This window comes from Bradyrhizobium sp. ORS 111, assembly GCF_045571485.1.
Taxonomy (GTDB): Bacteria; Pseudomonadota; Alphaproteobacteria; order Rhizobiales; family Xanthobacteraceae; genus Bradyrhizobium.
Genome location: NZ_CP120701.1, coordinates 1,957,031 through 1,971,074 on the forward strand (window position 1 = coordinate 1,957,031; position 14,044 = coordinate 1,971,074).

The following is a 14,044-nucleotide window of genomic DNA, read 5'->3' on the forward strand; positions in this document are numbered from 1 at the left end:
CAATCGTGAGGCTCGCGATGTTCGGAGTTCTTCTTGAAAATACGACGGATGGTCAGCGGTACATCGACTGGCTTCTTTCGGGCCTCGGTTGGACGTTGGCGCTTGCCTTCTTCGGCTGGTGGATAGCGTTCGGGATCGGAGTCGTCGTTGGTATAGGTCGAACCGTGCGGAGTTCCGTTATCAGGGCATTAGCGCGATTGTACGTAGAGATCTTCCGAAACATTCCCGTTCTCGTGCAGATGTTCCTCTGGTACTTCGTCCTGCCCGAGCTTCTTCCGAGTGCGATGGGCGACTGGATCAAGCAAATTCCTCCGCCCTGGGGATCTTTCTTTCCCGCCTTGTGGTGTCTGAGCCTATATACCGCGGCACGAATCGCAGAACAGGTTCGGGCGGGCATCGAGGCCTTGCCGAAGGGGCAAGCCGAAGCGGCTGCCGCACTTGGTCTGAGTGGATATCTGACCTATCGCCTTATCATCCTGCCGCAGGCTTTGCGGGTCATCGTGCCAAGTCTGACAAGCGAGGTGATGGGCGTCTACAAGAACACGTCCGTCGCTCTGACCATCGGCTTGATGGAGCTGACCGCCCAGGCGCGCCAAATCAGCGATGCGACGTTCCAAACCTTCGCGGCATTCGGTGCCGCCACACTCATCTATCTCGCTTTGGCTTTGATCGCCTACCAGACGATGATGCTCATCGACAAAGCGGTGCGAATTCCCGGTGCCGCACCGGGCAGGGAAGCCATCGGGGCAGATTTTGACGATGTGAAATTGGAAAGCCCCCTGCCTGGCAGTATGGAGGTCGTGAAATGAATGGTCTCGATTTCTCGATTGTCGTGCAAGCGTGTCCCTATTTATGGTCAGGATTGCTGTTCTCGCTTTCGTTGACGGCAGCCGCCTTCTTGGTTGGGATGTTTCTGGGAACGCTCTTCGCCCTCGTGCAGCACTTTGAGCTCCGCATTCTGAGCCAGCTCGTTCGTAGCTACGTCGCCCTGATGCGATCGATTCCGCTCATTCTTGTCCTATTTTGGTTCTTCTTCTTGGTGCCCGTCGTTCTGGGACACCTGTCAGGCAATGGTCGTCCGATTCCAGTCGGTGCCACCTACACGGCGTTCATCACTTACGGCTTGTTCGAAGCCGCCTACTATTCGGAAATCATTCGCGTCGGATTGCGCGCGGTGAACGAAGGACAGTTCGAGGCTTGCCAGGCTCTCGCCCTGTCGACATTCGATACGTATCGTCATGTCGTCCTTCCGCAGGTGTTTCGGGTCGCAAGCCCCATCATACTGAGCCAGACCATCATTCTGTTTCAGGATACGTCCCTCGTTTACGTCCTGTCGCTCACTGATCTCCTTGGTGCGGCTTCGAAGCTTGCACAGCTCAATGGCCGCCTCGTCGAGATGTACCTCGCAGTGGCCGTCGTTTATCTCATCATAAGCTCAACCGCGTCCCAATTCGTCGCCTCGCTCCGCAAGAAGTACGCGATCGCGGGTGCCCGCCGATAATTAATCGATTCGCTGATGGCCCCTCGTTCCTAGTGGCTACAACCTGGAGATCAGCATGCCGCAAGAGTGCACAGTTAGCCCAGCCGACCCTTTCCCGATGGTTGTCGTCGAGCACCTCGTCAAGCGGTTCGGCAGCTTCAATGCCCTGAGTGACATCAACCTCAAAGTTGCAAAAGGAGAAAAGATCGTACTCTGCGGGCCCTCGGGTTCCGGGAAGTCGACTCTCATCCGCTGTATCAATCACATCGAAAAGCATGATTCCGGCCGAATAGTCGTCGATGGGATCGAGCTGACAGATCGGATGCGCGATATCAACACCATTCGCCGTGAAGTCGGCATGGTCTTTCAAAGCTTCAACCTTTTCCCACATCTTTCGGTAGCCGAAAATTGCATGTTGGCGCCAATGAAAGTCAGGGGGCTCGCTCAGTCTGAAGCACGTGACCGGGCGATGGTATTGCTGAGGAAGGTCCGGATCCACGACCAGGCCAAGAAATATCCCGCGCAATTGTCGGGCGGCCAACAGCAACGTGTCGCTATAGCCCGTGCCCTGTGCATGCAGCCCAAGATCATGCTCTTCGACGAGCCGACTTCTGCCCTCGATCCGGAAATGGTCAAGGAGGTGCTCGAAACCATGGTTGATCTCGCGCAGGACGGGATGACGATGATCTGCGTCACGCACGAAATGGGCTTTGCGCGCGAAGTTGCGGATCGAGTGGTCTTCATGGATCGCGGCTCAATCGTGGAAGAGCGCGATCCGAGCACCTTCTTTCGCGCGCCCAACACCGAGCGTGCGAAGGCCTTCCTCAACCAGATCATTCATTAGGCGCGTCTCACCCGAACAGAGGGATTTCTATGTTCAGAACATTTGCACTGCTTTCCGCGTCTGCGATTGCCGTGTTTTCAGTCTCTGCTGCTCAGGCAGGGCCAACTCTCGATAACATCAAGTCGAGGAGAACAATCACCATTGGCTATCGCGAGGCCTCGATACCGTTTTCCTATCTCGCCGGTGACCAGAAGCCTGTCGGGTTTTCCCTGGACCTCTGCGCGCACGTCGTCGATCGGCTGAAGGCTGATCTCAGCACTCCAGATCTTCAGATAAAGCTCACGCCGGTCAATTCGTCCAACCGTATCCCGCTTATCCAGAATGGCACAATCGATATCGAATGCGGCGGAACTGCCAGCAGCAAGCAGCGTCTGGAACAGGTCTCATTTAGCGTTGCAACCTTCGCCAGCCAAACGGCTTGGCTCGCGAAGGTGTCGAGCGGGTTTAAGACGCCGAAAGACCTGAAGGGAAGGACTATCGTTGTCACACAGGGGTCCGATGCGCTCGGCATCGCCAAAGGCATCTCGCAGGATGAGGGTCTCAATCTTACGATCGCGCAGGCCAAAGACCATGCTGAATCCCTGCTGCTGCTGACCACTGGGCGTGCATCGGCGTGGGTGGAGGCCGACATTCTCTTGGCCGGTATGAAGGCGGATTATTCGAAACCCGCTGACCTAGCCTTCTTGAGAGCCAACTACGGCACGATCTATTATTATGGTCTGATGTTCTCGAAGGATGATCCCGACTTCAAAAAAATGGTCGACGACGTTCTCTCTAAGCTCATGGCTTCCGGCGAGTTCACGAAGATCTATGACAAATGGTTCATGGCTGCGATTCCGCCAAGAAACATAAACCTCAACTTCCCAATGACCGACGCTCTTAAAGAGCGCGTTGCTCATCCTAGTGATGTCGTCAGCAATTGATCTCGCCACCCGCGGCGCTGAAGGTCCCGCTGGCTACAGCTAGACGTACAGCATGTCTACACGAGGATCGCAAATGCGGACGCAAGCGACTGTACTTAAAGGAGCCACAAATGAGTAGAGCTGCGATTGGCTGGGAGTCGATGACGGAATCCGATCGACAGATCGCACAATGGGTCGAGGAGACGCCGTTTGTGGATACCCATGAGCACCTGATCGAGGAAAGTCAGCGCCTTGCCGGCGAGATCCATCCACGAACATTGCCGTGCAATGACTGGGCGTATTTATTCAGGTCCTATGCTGCCGAAGATCTAGTGGTGGCCGGCCTGCCAGCGGCCGACTTGCGCAAGTTTCTCGGGCCGGATCTTCCAAGCCAGGAAAAGTATCGGATCATCGCCCCTTACTGGGACCGCATCCGCCACACTGGCTACGCCCAGGCGCTGCGCCATACGTTTCGCGGCGTATACGGCGAGGATGAACTGACTGCCGAGAGTCTGCCGCGCATCGCCGAGAAATATCGTGAAACCGTTCAGCCCGGCTTTTATGCGCGCATTTTTGGCTTGGCGAACATCAAGGGCTGCCACGTCAATTCGCTACAGCGCATCTTCATGGAGACCGAACAGCCAGAGCTGCTCGATCACGATATAAGTATCCTTCAACTGTGCCGGTGCAGTGCTGCTGACTTTGCGTGGGTGGAAGCCGAGACAGGTCGACGCCCAACGACACTCGATGAGTGGCTCGACGTCATCGACTTCTATTTCGCAACATACGGCGCCAGAGCGGTCGCCGTAAAATCGCAAATAGCTTATTCGCGTGCGCTCAATTTCGAACCGATCACCAAGGCGCATGCGTCAAGGTTATTTCCCCACCACGCCGACAGGGTCGGCGCATTACATGCCCTCGGTCCTGAGGATCTCAAGGCGCTACAAGATTATCTGTTCCGCTATTGCGTCGGCAAAGCTGGCGAGTGCGGCCTGCCGGTCAAGCTGCACACCGGCGTTTTGGCTGGCTACGGCGTGATGCAACTCGGTCGTACCCACAGCAATGCTGCCGACGTCTGCCGACTATTGCAGGACTTTCCAGAAACCCGATTCGTCCTAATGCACATTGGGTATCCATACCAGCACGAGTTTATCGCGCTGGCCAAACATTATCCCAACGCCGCGATCGACATGTGCTGGGCATGGATTATCAACCCAGTGGCAGGCGTTCGCTTTCTGAAGGAGTTTCTGATGGCGGTTCCGTCCAACAAGATCTTCACCTTCGGCGGCGACTATGTCGCTGTCGAGCCAATTTATGGCCATGCTTTCGTAGCGCGCCGCGGAATCGCTCTGGCACTCTCGCAATTGGTTACCGAAGGTTGGATTGCGCTCGAAGATACTCGTAGCCTGATAGACCGGATCATGCGAGGGAACGCCCAACAGTTCTTTCGGAAAGGATATCGAGAGAATGTGACGCATCCGTGAGAGGCGAGGGCGCCCTGTTACAATTAGGGAGCTCGGCTGGACGCGGTGTTCTGACGGATCGTTGTGGTGGTTATCCGCTACGGCGTTGTGGCCCGCGAGGAGGCCTATCTAGATCGCAAGTTCGGTGATGTCCACCGCGCTTATCGCGCGCGTGTTCGACGGTGGATGTAGCGCACTCCAATGGGAGTGCATCCAGGGTTCGAACCCTCACTGAGCGCGTTCATGTGACCCGAACGCCGGAGATCGTGGATATGGAGCCGGAATGCAACATCGACGCCGTGGCAGCCGTTGGCGAGCACGGTTGAAAACTCGAGATCGGAGCAGACGCAAGATTTCTCGCCTCAGAGCTTCGACTTCAGTCTATCGGCAACTCGGCCAGCGATCTCTGCCCAAGCCTCTTCGGGGATCGGGAAGACTGAGCTGACGTTGATCTCGCCGAGCACGTAACTGTCGGTCCCGTCGGGACGGGGCGGACCGAGCATGAAGTCCGCGTCCCAGATCATCGGGAGATCGCTGCTCGGAATATCCAGCAAGGTTGTCAGCTGCGGCGTCCACTCGTCTTCCATCAACCGACGCAGGACCTGAAAGCGCGGATCGGCCTTGCTGGCATAGAGCCGTGGTCCGGCTTCGGCGCGCGCGGTCGGTTCGTCAACCAGGGCCTTGACCTTATGGTGGCCGAAGCCGGCGCAGCGATCGCCTGCCATATAACAGCGCACCACCCCCTCGCTCAGGCGCGCCTGGAACGGCTGATCGATCACAGAGCCGTCTTCGAAATAATCGACGCACCGCTGAAGAAACTCGTCCAGAGCGACGTCCTCCGATGCGTCGCTCGTGGCATCAAGCACGCGAACCATCGGCCGGGTGGGGGGACTTACCAGGGCGTCGACCTTCCAGACGCCCTGGCCGCCGTTGCCGCGGCTGCGCTTGATCACGCGCGGGCCAGCTGCCAGCCGCAACGGCAATTCCACCCTCATCTGCTCGAGCGTTCGGTAGAGGGCCGTGTCACAGCCCCAACTCATCATGCGGGTGCGATGGAGCACCTCCTTGGTGCCCATTTTGAGGATGACATCGGGATGGGCGCTCACCCAGACGCCGCGCGCCGCCACCTCGCGCAGCAGCGCGTCGAGATTGGCGCGATTGCGCCCCTCGTGAATCGGATTGACCCAGACGAGTACACCATCAAGTGTGGCGAGCTGTGCGCGCACTGCGTCGAGGACATCGTCCTCGTAGACCACCGGTTCGGCATCGACGCCGACATCGGCGAGCGCCGCGAACACGGCCTTGAAACGGCTGGTCTCTGGGGAAACACTGCGGCGCGCCGCTTCATCACCTCGCCAGAGGATAGCGATGCGGCCGAGGCGAGTTGTGGGTTCAAACATGGAAACGGCTCCAGAGTCATTGATCCCTATGATTGCATGTTCCTTCCATACAGCCGGTCCGCCCGCCGGGCGGGATCTGCCGTAACGCTAAACGACCAGGACCGCGCCCGAAACCAGAAGCGGCGCCAGTACGATCCTGCGGAATGCAACCTCGCTGAGGCGACCGAACAACTTGAGACCAATCCAGGTACCGGCGAACAGGGCGGGCAATCCGATCAGAAAGAGCTTGATTGTCTCCGCGCTCAACGCGCCCCTGGCGCCGATCCACAGCGCACTCACCAGGAATGTCGCCACCGCAACGGGGTGAAACACCGCACGCTGCACGTCCTTGGGCCAGCCGCGCAGTCCGCACCGGATCGTGACGAGGATTCCGGCGAGCCCGGTGATACCGCCCAGGACGCCATTGAGGAATCCGACAATGGCATCGACGCCAGCGCCCGGCGCTTTCAACGGCCCGAGCGCAGGACGAAGCAACGCATAAAGGCTGTAGAGAACGAGAAACACATCGACGCCAACGCGGACGCAGCCAGGATTGCCCCAAGTCAATATCGTTACGCCAACCGGTACGCCGAGTGCTGCGCCAAAGATGAACGGCCAGAGCCGTCTCCAGTCCAGCGCACCACGTAGTTTCCATACGGAGTAGGCCTGCACGACCAGCCCAAAGGCGATGATCAGGCTGGCGGTTTGCAGGGGGGTAAGGATGTAGAGCCAGATCGAGGCGACTACCAGGCCGGATGCAAATCCGGAAAGGCCAGCGACGAGCGCACCGGCACCGCCGAAGGTCGCAACAATGAAAAGCGGAAGCTCAAAAGACATCCCATCCATGTGTTCGCTCCAACACAAAGCGAACAGCTCTTGCATGGGATGGCCCACTTGACGGGGAGGCTGCTACGTCCCCTGAGGCACACTAGTACGAACGTAAAGCTCAATTGACGATTTCAATGTGCAACGTCTCGGCCGGTTTGAGGATGGAGTAACCGATGGACACATGGGTCGTGAGGATCACCGCAGCGGGTTTATGCAGTGTCTCGTCGGTTGCCTGATGGCTCTTATTTTCAGGACGAGACGTGCCGAGACTTAAGGGGTAACAGCCTGATTCCTGCGTGCGGACGAGGGGCCTATTTGTGATCGTCGCGGTCTCCGCTTTGAGTCTATAGCATCAATGTTACGCCCTTCTGCGCCCATACTGCACCGCTCACCTGCACCGGAACCAGCGTGAAATCAGCGAACCGAAGCTCAGGTGAGTCGTTAGTGTTTCATCTGAATGGAGGAGAAACGCATGCGTATCGTTGCGGTAACAACAGCAATGCTGCTGTCCTGTGGTCTCGTTCCCACCTCCGCCGAAGAAGCGGGAAGGACTGGCCAAGCGCAGACGGTCCCTGTGCAGCCCGATCAGACCCCTCAACAAGCGGAGCAGTCGCGCGCACAGGAACGGGGACGCGGAGAGGATGTGCAAATTGGGCGTGATTGGAAAGCCAAGGAAAGCGACGCTGATCGCGCAGGGCGTATGGATAAGACAGATGAGGGCCACCAGACGGTAGGCCGTGACTGGCGAGCGCATCCGGACGAGAAGCATTGACACCATTCCTGCCACACCGTTCTTGCGACCCCCAAGATGATCTGCGAGCGGACGGCCGCAGACACGTCGTTTCGCTCTCGGCGTCGCAAGGAACGCGGTGGCGCCTCACCGTTATGCAATCGCGTGCCTGCGGACCTGCTTTCAGATTGACAGGTTCAACAGCTTTGGCACTATTTGCCCCTGGGGATAGCGGTCTCCCCACGAGGCGACATGCCCAAGAATCGCGTCCGGTTCTTTGAAAAGGACGCTGCATGTCTGCCCTTATTCCACCATCGGCTGTTGGATGCGCTCGCTTAATTGTCCAACGAAAGCCTTCCATCTCTTCAGCTGGAGCGCCCTCAGGTTGGTCATTTCATTGTCCAGTTCGGCAATGCGTTGTGTAGCGGTGATCATTGCTGCTGAAGCACGATTGTAGTTGTCTGCAGTCAATTGAAACGGGAATACGAACTGACCTTCTGTCACTTTGTAGATACCAAAATCCCTCAGCAGGACCGTCACACACTTCTCATAGGCCTTGTAGTATTCAGTGTGCGTGGCCGACAGTTTGGAAGCTACGGCAACTATTTCGGTGTGCTGCGCGTCAATCATTCTCATAAATCTGAGAACTGTTTCGTTTCCAAGACGGAGCAAACGGGCTTCGTTTTCCAATTTGCCGCGCTCGGATTTGATCAGAGCGATATAACGGGGTTCAAAAGTAGCGATACCACGCTCGGCGGCTTTCAGATCGCGTAGGAGCTTGTCTAGATCACTGCGACTGGAAGCTAAATCGATTGCTTTCGGAAGATCATTTTGCTCGGCACCGGCTAGTAACCTCCGCGCGGCAGCATCCATTTCGATCGCATCCAGCCTTGCCATTGCGATCATTTTCAGCATCGCATTTGAGGGATGTTGCTTTAGCGCTTGATCCAGTTGTTCGGGATTACTCACGCTGCGCATGGCGACCTGGCCCTCACTTATTGAAATAGCTTCCTGAAATCTGGACAGGTCGCCGACTACGTACAAGCCGATGAGGCCAACGATCATGAACGCACACAGTACCAGTAGAACCGGCGCCAGTCGTCCCGGCATGTTCGCGTCCCGATGTAACGTTGATCTCATTGGTCGACCCGAGACTCGTGTGCGCGCTATTGGGCGCTCTCGATCGGCGAAGCGAGCCCCCGAGGCAATGAAGCCGGGAAAGAGCTTGGTCTCGATCGCCACCGGCTCTTCCCGCCGAAGACTACACTAGTCGGCTATGCTTTTGCTTGCGCCGAGTCCCGCCCTGTACGCGATGACCTAGAGCAGGATCCCCGATAGGTTGTCGCGTAACTATGGTTGTGCGGTCGGCGCCTTCGTCGATTACGCTTACACTTGCTCTTGCTTGGGCTTGCTCTGGAGCCACTCTACTTGTCGCACACTGTAGGTCTTGGTACCGCCCGGCGCCTTGACCACCGTACTTCCGTTTCTCTTTCCAATTAATGCCAAAGCAATTGGCGAGGTTACTGAAATTTTGTGTTTGCTCGCATCGGCTTCGGCTTCGCCTACGATCTGCCAGATCCGCTTCTCACCAGTGTCCTCATCTATCAACGTCACCGTCGCTCCGAACTTGATTTCCTCGCCGGAAAGTCTGGACACGTCGACGATCTCAGCACGCGCGAGCTTATCTTCCAGCTCGGCGATGCGAGCGTCGTTAACGCTTTGCTCCGCAAGCGCAATCTGATATTCCGAGTTCTCGACCAGATTTCGGTCATTGGCGATCGCCTGTTGAATTCGCTGAACGAGATCTGGTCGCTCGGTGCGGATGCGGTGACGCAGTTCACCTTCGAGCGCAGCATGCCCCTCGGCCGTCATGGGAAGCTTTATCATCGGAATTGTTCTAACGGGTTAATCGACGAAGTCTTGTCGCCTGAATGAATGGTGCCTTTGACGCTCGATACTGGTGCCGATGAGTGCCACGGCCTGGGCCTATCGGAGCCGATCGAAATCGATCGCCGTAAGCCTCGGGTGGAACGCCATGCGCCGACAGATGTTCCAATCCTGATGATTGTTGCTGCACTGCGTAAAGGTGCAAGCCGGCGGGGCAGCCGACCGCTATGTCGTGGGCTTGACCGATATGGTTCGGTACCTCTACTCAAGATAAGGAGCTCTAGGATCCAAGGGGGTGCCAACGCTGATAGTCCACCACCCGAGCAATGACATAGCAAAGGCCAGACGTGAGACTGCAGCCTGGATGAGGTGCGATGTCGTCCCGCAAAGGTGGACGCAGGGTTTGGTAAGCCGGCGCGGTTCCGATCGCTTTTGCGGAACTGGCGCTTACGGGTCGGCCACGGCACGTAAATTAGCGAGCGGCAAACCGAGGAGCCGAACGACGCGTTTGATCTAGCAACGCACCCGTATCGATCGCAACGAATGCGCGCTTTAGTAGCCTACGACTTGTTGAAGGCGCCGCGGGCCGGAACAGGCGGCCCGCGGCGCCGTTAGCAAAAGCCATGTCCTTATTTCCGACAACGTCCAACGAGGACTGATGCAGCGCATTGTCGGCAACGTAATTGCCGCCGCGGCGATATCAGCTCCGCTAAACGGTGCGCAGATGATCAAACCCGATGTTCGCATTCGATCGCCTAGAATTCAGGCGGCCGTAACTTCGTTCAAGCGATGAGGCGGCGTCTTAAAGCGACTGATTAAGTGGTCGATCGTGTACCGCCTGGGTCGACAGCCGCAAATGCGCGGGCGCCAAAGCGAACATCGCACTCGGAAAGGCCGTGTTCGAAGGTCGCATCGTTGGGATCAATGCGATTGGCATTCAGCACTGCTGAACAAGCTCGCGACCAGAGCTGCAGCAATAAACGACGCGTTCAACGCGATTAAGAGAATGTTGCTTTCCCCGACCGCATGGAAAAGAGTGCGCCTTGGACTCGCGCGTGATCGGTTTCTCTGCGAGTATCAGTTGCTCGCCGAGCGCGCTTGCGAGGGAGAATGCGGATGACTTGCTCTGGCCTCCTTGATCAATTTCGAACATGCGTCGCATCGTTGACGCCGTGCCGTGCGGCCTGTTGCTGACGTACCGAGCATGCGCCGGCGGCGATCAGCTGACCTGAGCCGCGCCAACCGTCCCGTAAATCACATCTAACGACGGCTCGAACGAGCGGCGTCGCAACCGGCTGGCACAGCAGCCTGGGTGCTTCGTTGCGCCAGCGTCACGTCCTACTCCAGCCAAAACCGTTGAGGTACCTTCATGAGCACCAGCAATGATTCGATCAAATTCGCCTACTGGGTCCCGAATGTCTCCGGTGGTCTTGTCATCAGCAAGATCGAGCAGCGCACCGGATGGGACATCGATTATAACCGCCGCCTGGCGCAGATCGCGGAGCAGGCGGGGTTCGAGTATGCGCTGAGCCAGATCCGATTCACAGCCGGTTATGGGGCCGAGTTTCAGCATGAGCCAGTTGCTTTCAGCCATGCGCTACTTGCAGCAACGAACAAGCTGAAGGTGATCGCGGCCCTTCTTCCCGGACCATGGAATCCGGCTGTTGCGGCCAAGCAGATCGCAACCATCAGCCAGCTCACCGAAGGCCGCGTCGCGGTCAATATCGTCAGCGGCTGGTTCCGCGGCGAGTTCGCGGCAATCGGCGAGCATTGGCTTGATCATGACGAACGTTACCGGCGCTCGGAAGAGTTCATCCGGGCACTACGCGGCATCTGGACTCAAGACAGCTTCACGTTCCGCGGCGATTTCTATCGCTTCAAGGACTACACGCTGAAGCCGAAGCCGGCGCAGCCTCTGCCAGAGGTCTTCCAGGGCGGCAGCTCGCGTGCGGCGCGCGACATGGCGGCGCGGGTATCGGACTGGTACTTCACCAACGGCAACTCGGTCGAGGAGATCAAGAAGCAGGTCGACGACATCATGGCCAAAGCCCGCGCAAACAACCGTTCCGTCAAAATCGGCGTCAACGGCTTTGCGATCGCGCGCGACACAGAGGCCGAAGCGCGCAGCGTCCTCAATGAGATCATCGACAAGGCCGATCCGGAGGCCGTCAATGCCTTTGGGCGCGAGGTCAAGAACGCCGGCAAGGCGTCGCCGGAAGGTCAGGGCAATTGGGCGAAATCAAGCTTCGATGACCTCGTCCAGTACAACGATGGATTCAAGACTAATTTGATCGGCACGCCGGAGCAGATTGCCGAGCGCATCATTGCGCTTAAGAAGGTTGGCGTTGACCTCGTGTTGCTCGGTTTCCTGCATTTCCAGGAAGATGTCGAATATTTCGGCCGCCGCATCATTCCGCTGGTCCGCACGCTGGAAACGAACATGGCCGGGCACGTCCAGGCGGCCGAATGACAATGGTTGACGTGACGACGATAGCAGCAAGTGCGGACCGCCTTGCGCCAGATGGGGTCTTGCTGAGCCGGCGCTCTCTCTGGCTTGTCGGCCGAGCGGTCCGGCGATGGCACAGTTGCGGCCGGTGCTCTTGCGTGCGGAGATCTCGCTGACGTTCGAAGCACCGCGGCGCTCGGTGACATCGAGCCTGAAGTCGTGGCGGCGAAATGCGAGCCCTGATCGGATCCAACGGGACGCCGCGCCAAGGCTGGATCCGGTATCGTGCGCGCTTTGCCGATGTGGTGCAGCTGGCCGAGCACGCGGGTCGCGTGCACATTCCAGACCCTCGCGGTGTACTCGCCCGCGTGGCTGCCGAGCTGCGTCTCGGCGGCTCGTCGCCGGGGCGATCTTAACGGAACGTTGCCGACGCAGGCTCTCGCTTGACACTGCCCAACAGGAGAATGACCATGACCAACGACAACTTCGCTCACAGGGCCGACGACGACGCCTACGCTCGGCTCGACGCGGCGATCGACGCCACCGTAAAGGTGAACGCCGATCGCAACGACAAGGAGAGCCGATTTCCGCGGGAGAATCTCCACGCATTGTCGGACGCCGGCTGGACCGGCGTGCTGAACGAGGTGCAGTTCGGCGGGCTCGACTGCAGCCATATCGACTTCGCCGAGGCTGCCTGTCGGATCGGGCAGGTCGATGCCTCGACCGGCCTCGTCTACGTGATGCATGTCGGCGCGGCGCAGACCATCAATCTGTTCGGCAGCACCGATCAGAAGGAGCGATGGCTCAAATCGAACAATGGACGACTGCTCGGCACTTATTCGACCAGCGAGCGCGCCACCGGCGGGCACTGGTGGTACAATCTGTCCGAAGCGTCGCGAGATGGCGAGGACTATCTCGTCAACGCCGAGAAGTCGTTTACGACTAGCTCGGGCCAAGCCGACTATTATGTGGTCCAGACGCGCACTCCGGGCGCCAAGGATCAGACCGACATCGTGTTCTTCATCGTCGACGGCACGTCCCCCGGCATTGAGTCACGGCCATGGGATGCGCTGGGTGTCAAGGCTAATCATTCGGGCGCAATCCGCTACATCAACGTGCGTGTACCACAACGCGACAGGCTTGGTGCCGAAGGGCAGGGCAAGGAGATTATCTATGACGGGGTGTCGCCCGTCTACTTGATTGGGCTCGGCTCTGTCTGGGAAGGTGTGGCGCGCGGCGCGCTGAACGCGGCGGTCGCGCACACCACACGCTTCGTGCATAGGGATCGGAACAAGAGTCTTTCGGACTACCAAGCGATCCGGCAGGAACTCGGGGCAGCCAAGGTGCTGGTCGAGACGCTGCGGCCTTGGCGCAACGAACTCGCGGGCCAACTGGACGCGCTGTGGCGCGCTGGCAGGCCGCAGAGTGAAATCCTTATCCCGCTGACCGAGTTCAAGGTGCATGCCGCCGAAGTCGCCAACAAAGTCGCGGCCACGGCTCTGACGGTAACGGGCGGCTATGGGTACCATCGGGGGCCGATCGAACGCGCCTTCCGCGACGCGCGCGCGGCCATCGCGATGGGGCCCTCTAATGTGATCGCGCGCGATTGGATCGGCAAGGCTCTGGTCGGTCTGCCGCTGGAGCTGTTCTACGAGGGGGGAGAATAGTGAGGATTGAGAACTGCTCGCAACATTGCCTGCGAGCCGCGGCTGAAAAGAATGAGAGCCTCTGCTTTCAGATGCAGTGCCGTTTCCGGCCGTCAGAGATCTTTCAGGGTTCTTATGCGAGCCCAACCGGTGGCAAGTCCCGGACCCAAGGACGCCTTTAGAAAACTCGAAGTCGTTCCCGCTACCTGCTGGTCGGGTTGGGCGTAGCCCGAGGCATAATGGGGCCACCAAATCGTCTTGGCTTTGGTCGGAAGGTCCCGTCGGCAAACGGCGGGCTCCTTCTTTAGGTAGGGGGTAAGCGCCAATTTTTTTGCTACAGACCCTTGCTCCGGAAGAAGCCTGTCCTATTTCAGTTCCGCCTGCGTTAGCACTCGCCGGCATCGACTGCTAACAGTCGAGAATCGTTAACTCGTGCAAA

At 58.3% G+C, this 14,044-nt stretch carries 12 protein-coding genes; 8 read left to right on the plus strand and 4 right to left on the minus strand.

Annotated features, from left to right (window positions below; translation table 11 throughout):
• Positions 1-17: 17 nt before the first annotated feature.
• The 5 genes from P6U30_RS09055 to P6U30_RS09075 all read left to right on the plus strand — a co-directional run bounded on the left by P6U30_RS09055 (position 18) and on the right by P6U30_RS09075 (position 4,710).
• Complete coding sequence (locus P6U30_RS09055; protein ID WP_407169052.1) at positions 18-809, plus strand: amino acid ABC transporter permease; 792 nt, start codon at positions 18-20, stop codon at positions 807-809.
• Positions 806-1,501, plus strand: a complete 696-nt coding sequence (locus P6U30_RS09060; protein WP_280980832.1) for an amino acid ABC transporter permease — start codon at positions 806-808, stop codon at positions 1,499-1,501. The genes P6U30_RS09055 and P6U30_RS09060 overlap by 4 nt, the downstream gene beginning before the upstream one ends.
• 55 nt (positions 1,502-1,556) lie before the next feature.
• Positions 1,557-2,324, plus strand: coding sequence for an amino acid ABC transporter ATP-binding protein (locus P6U30_RS09065; RefSeq protein WP_280980831.1), 768 nt, complete (start codon positions 1,557-1,559; stop codon positions 2,322-2,324).
• A 29-nt stretch (positions 2,325-2,353) separates the two neighbouring features.
• Entirely contained in the window at positions 2,354-3,247 is an 894-nt protein-coding gene (locus tag P6U30_RS09070; RefSeq protein ID WP_280973537.1) for an amino acid ABC transporter substrate-binding protein, read from the plus strand.
• 110 nt (positions 3,248-3,357) lie between these two features.
• On the plus strand, positions 3,358-4,710 hold the full coding sequence (locus tag P6U30_RS09075; RefSeq protein ID WP_280980830.1) for an amidohydrolase family protein: 1,353 nt from the start codon (positions 3,358-3,360) through the stop codon (positions 4,708-4,710).
• 341 nt (positions 4,711-5,051) lie between these two features.
• Here the strand turns inward: P6U30_RS09075 and P6U30_RS09080 are convergent, their stop codons facing one another.
• Positions 5,052-6,089: a Cj0069 family protein gene (locus tag P6U30_RS09080; RefSeq protein WP_280985647.1), complete on the minus strand. Its 1,038-nt coding sequence runs from the start codon at positions 6,087-6,089 to the stop codon at positions 5,052-5,054.
• Between the two features lie 87 nt (positions 6,090-6,176).
• Positions 6,177-6,950, minus strand: a complete 774-nt coding sequence (locus P6U30_RS09085; RefSeq protein WP_280980829.1) for a sulfite exporter TauE/SafE family protein — start codon at positions 6,948-6,950, stop codon at positions 6,177-6,179.
• Between the two features lie 418 nt (positions 6,951-7,368).
• On the opposite strand from P6U30_RS09085, the gene P6U30_RS09090 reads away from it, so the two are divergent.
• Positions 7,369-7,668 (plus strand): hypothetical protein, encoded by a 300-nt coding sequence (locus P6U30_RS09090; protein ID WP_280980828.1) that lies wholly within the window; start codon positions 7,369-7,371, stop codon positions 7,666-7,668.
• Between the two features lie 261 nt (positions 7,669-7,929).
• On the opposite strand, the gene P6U30_RS09095 is transcribed toward P6U30_RS09090, so the two are convergent.
• Together P6U30_RS09095 and greA are read right to left on the minus strand one after the other, a co-directional pair.
• Positions 7,930-8,736 carry a hypothetical protein gene (locus P6U30_RS09095; protein WP_407169053.1) on the minus strand — a complete coding sequence of 269 codons (807 nt, stop codon included), beginning with the start codon at positions 8,734-8,736 and terminating at the stop codon, positions 7,930-7,932.
• A gap of 276 nt (positions 8,737-9,012) precedes the next feature.
• The gene (gene greA / locus P6U30_RS09100; protein WP_407169054.1) at positions 9,013-9,513 is read right to left on the minus strand and encodes a transcription elongation factor GreA; all 501 of its coding nucleotides are present in this window, start codon (positions 9,511-9,513) and stop codon (positions 9,013-9,015) included.
• Between the two features lie 1,369 nt (positions 9,514-10,882).
• Here greA and sfnG point away from each other — a divergent pair.
• Both sfnG and P6U30_RS09110 read left to right on the plus strand, forming a co-directional pair.
• Positions 10,883-11,983 (plus strand): dimethylsulfone monooxygenase SfnG, encoded by a 1,101-nt coding sequence (gene sfnG, locus P6U30_RS09105; protein WP_280980825.1) that lies wholly within the window; start codon positions 10,883-10,885, stop codon positions 11,981-11,983.
• A 446-nt stretch (positions 11,984-12,429) separates the two neighbouring features.
• Positions 12,430-13,626: an acyl-CoA dehydrogenase family protein gene (locus tag P6U30_RS09110; RefSeq protein WP_280980824.1), complete on the plus strand. Its 1,197-nt coding sequence runs from the start codon at positions 12,430-12,432 to the stop codon at positions 13,624-13,626.
• Positions 13,627-14,044 lie beyond the last annotated feature (418 nt).

What these genes read in the sequence shown, in the direction of transcription:
- sfnG (WP_280980825.1), top strand. Translation starts at nt 10,883, where the DNA reads ATGAGCACCAGCAATGATTCGATCAAATTCGCCTACTGGGTCCCGAAT.
- P6U30_RS09065 (WP_280980831.1), top strand. Translation starts at nt 1,557, where the DNA reads ATGCCGCAAGAGTGCACAGTTAGCCCAGCCGACCCTTTCCCGATGGTT.
- P6U30_RS09085 (WP_280980829.1), bottom strand. Translation starts at nt 6,950, where the DNA reads ATGCAAGAGCTGTTCGCTTTGTGTTGGAGCGAACACATGGATGGGATG.
- P6U30_RS09070 (WP_280973537.1), top strand. Translation starts at nt 2,354, where the DNA reads ATGTTCAGAACATTTGCACTGCTTTCCGCGTCTGCGATTGCCGTGTTT.
- P6U30_RS09055 (WP_407169052.1), top strand. Translation starts at nt 18, where the DNA reads ATGTTCGGAGTTCTTCTTGAAAATACGACGGATGGTCAGCGGTACATC.
- P6U30_RS09095 (WP_407169053.1), bottom strand. Translation starts at nt 8,736, where the DNA reads ATGCCGGGACGACTGGCGCCGGTTCTACTGGTACTGTGTGCGTTCATG.
- P6U30_RS09060 (WP_280980832.1), top strand. Translation starts at nt 806, where the DNA reads ATGAATGGTCTCGATTTCTCGATTGTCGTGCAAGCGTGTCCCTATTTA.
- P6U30_RS09080 (WP_280985647.1), bottom strand. Translation starts at nt 6,089, where the DNA reads ATGTTTGAACCCACAACTCGCCTCGGCCGCATCGCTATCCTCTGGCGA.
- greA (WP_407169054.1), bottom strand. Translation starts at nt 9,513, where the DNA reads ATGATAAAGCTTCCCATGACGGCCGAGGGGCATGCTGCGCTCGAAGGT.
- P6U30_RS09110 (WP_280980824.1), top strand. Translation starts at nt 12,430, where the DNA reads ATGACCAACGACAACTTCGCTCACAGGGCCGACGACGACGCCTACGCT.
- P6U30_RS09090 (WP_280980828.1), top strand. Translation starts at nt 7,369, where the DNA reads ATGCGTATCGTTGCGGTAACAACAGCAATGCTGCTGTCCTGTGGTCTC.
- P6U30_RS09075 (WP_280980830.1), top strand. Translation starts at nt 3,358, where the DNA reads ATGAGTAGAGCTGCGATTGGCTGGGAGTCGATGACGGAATCCGATCGA.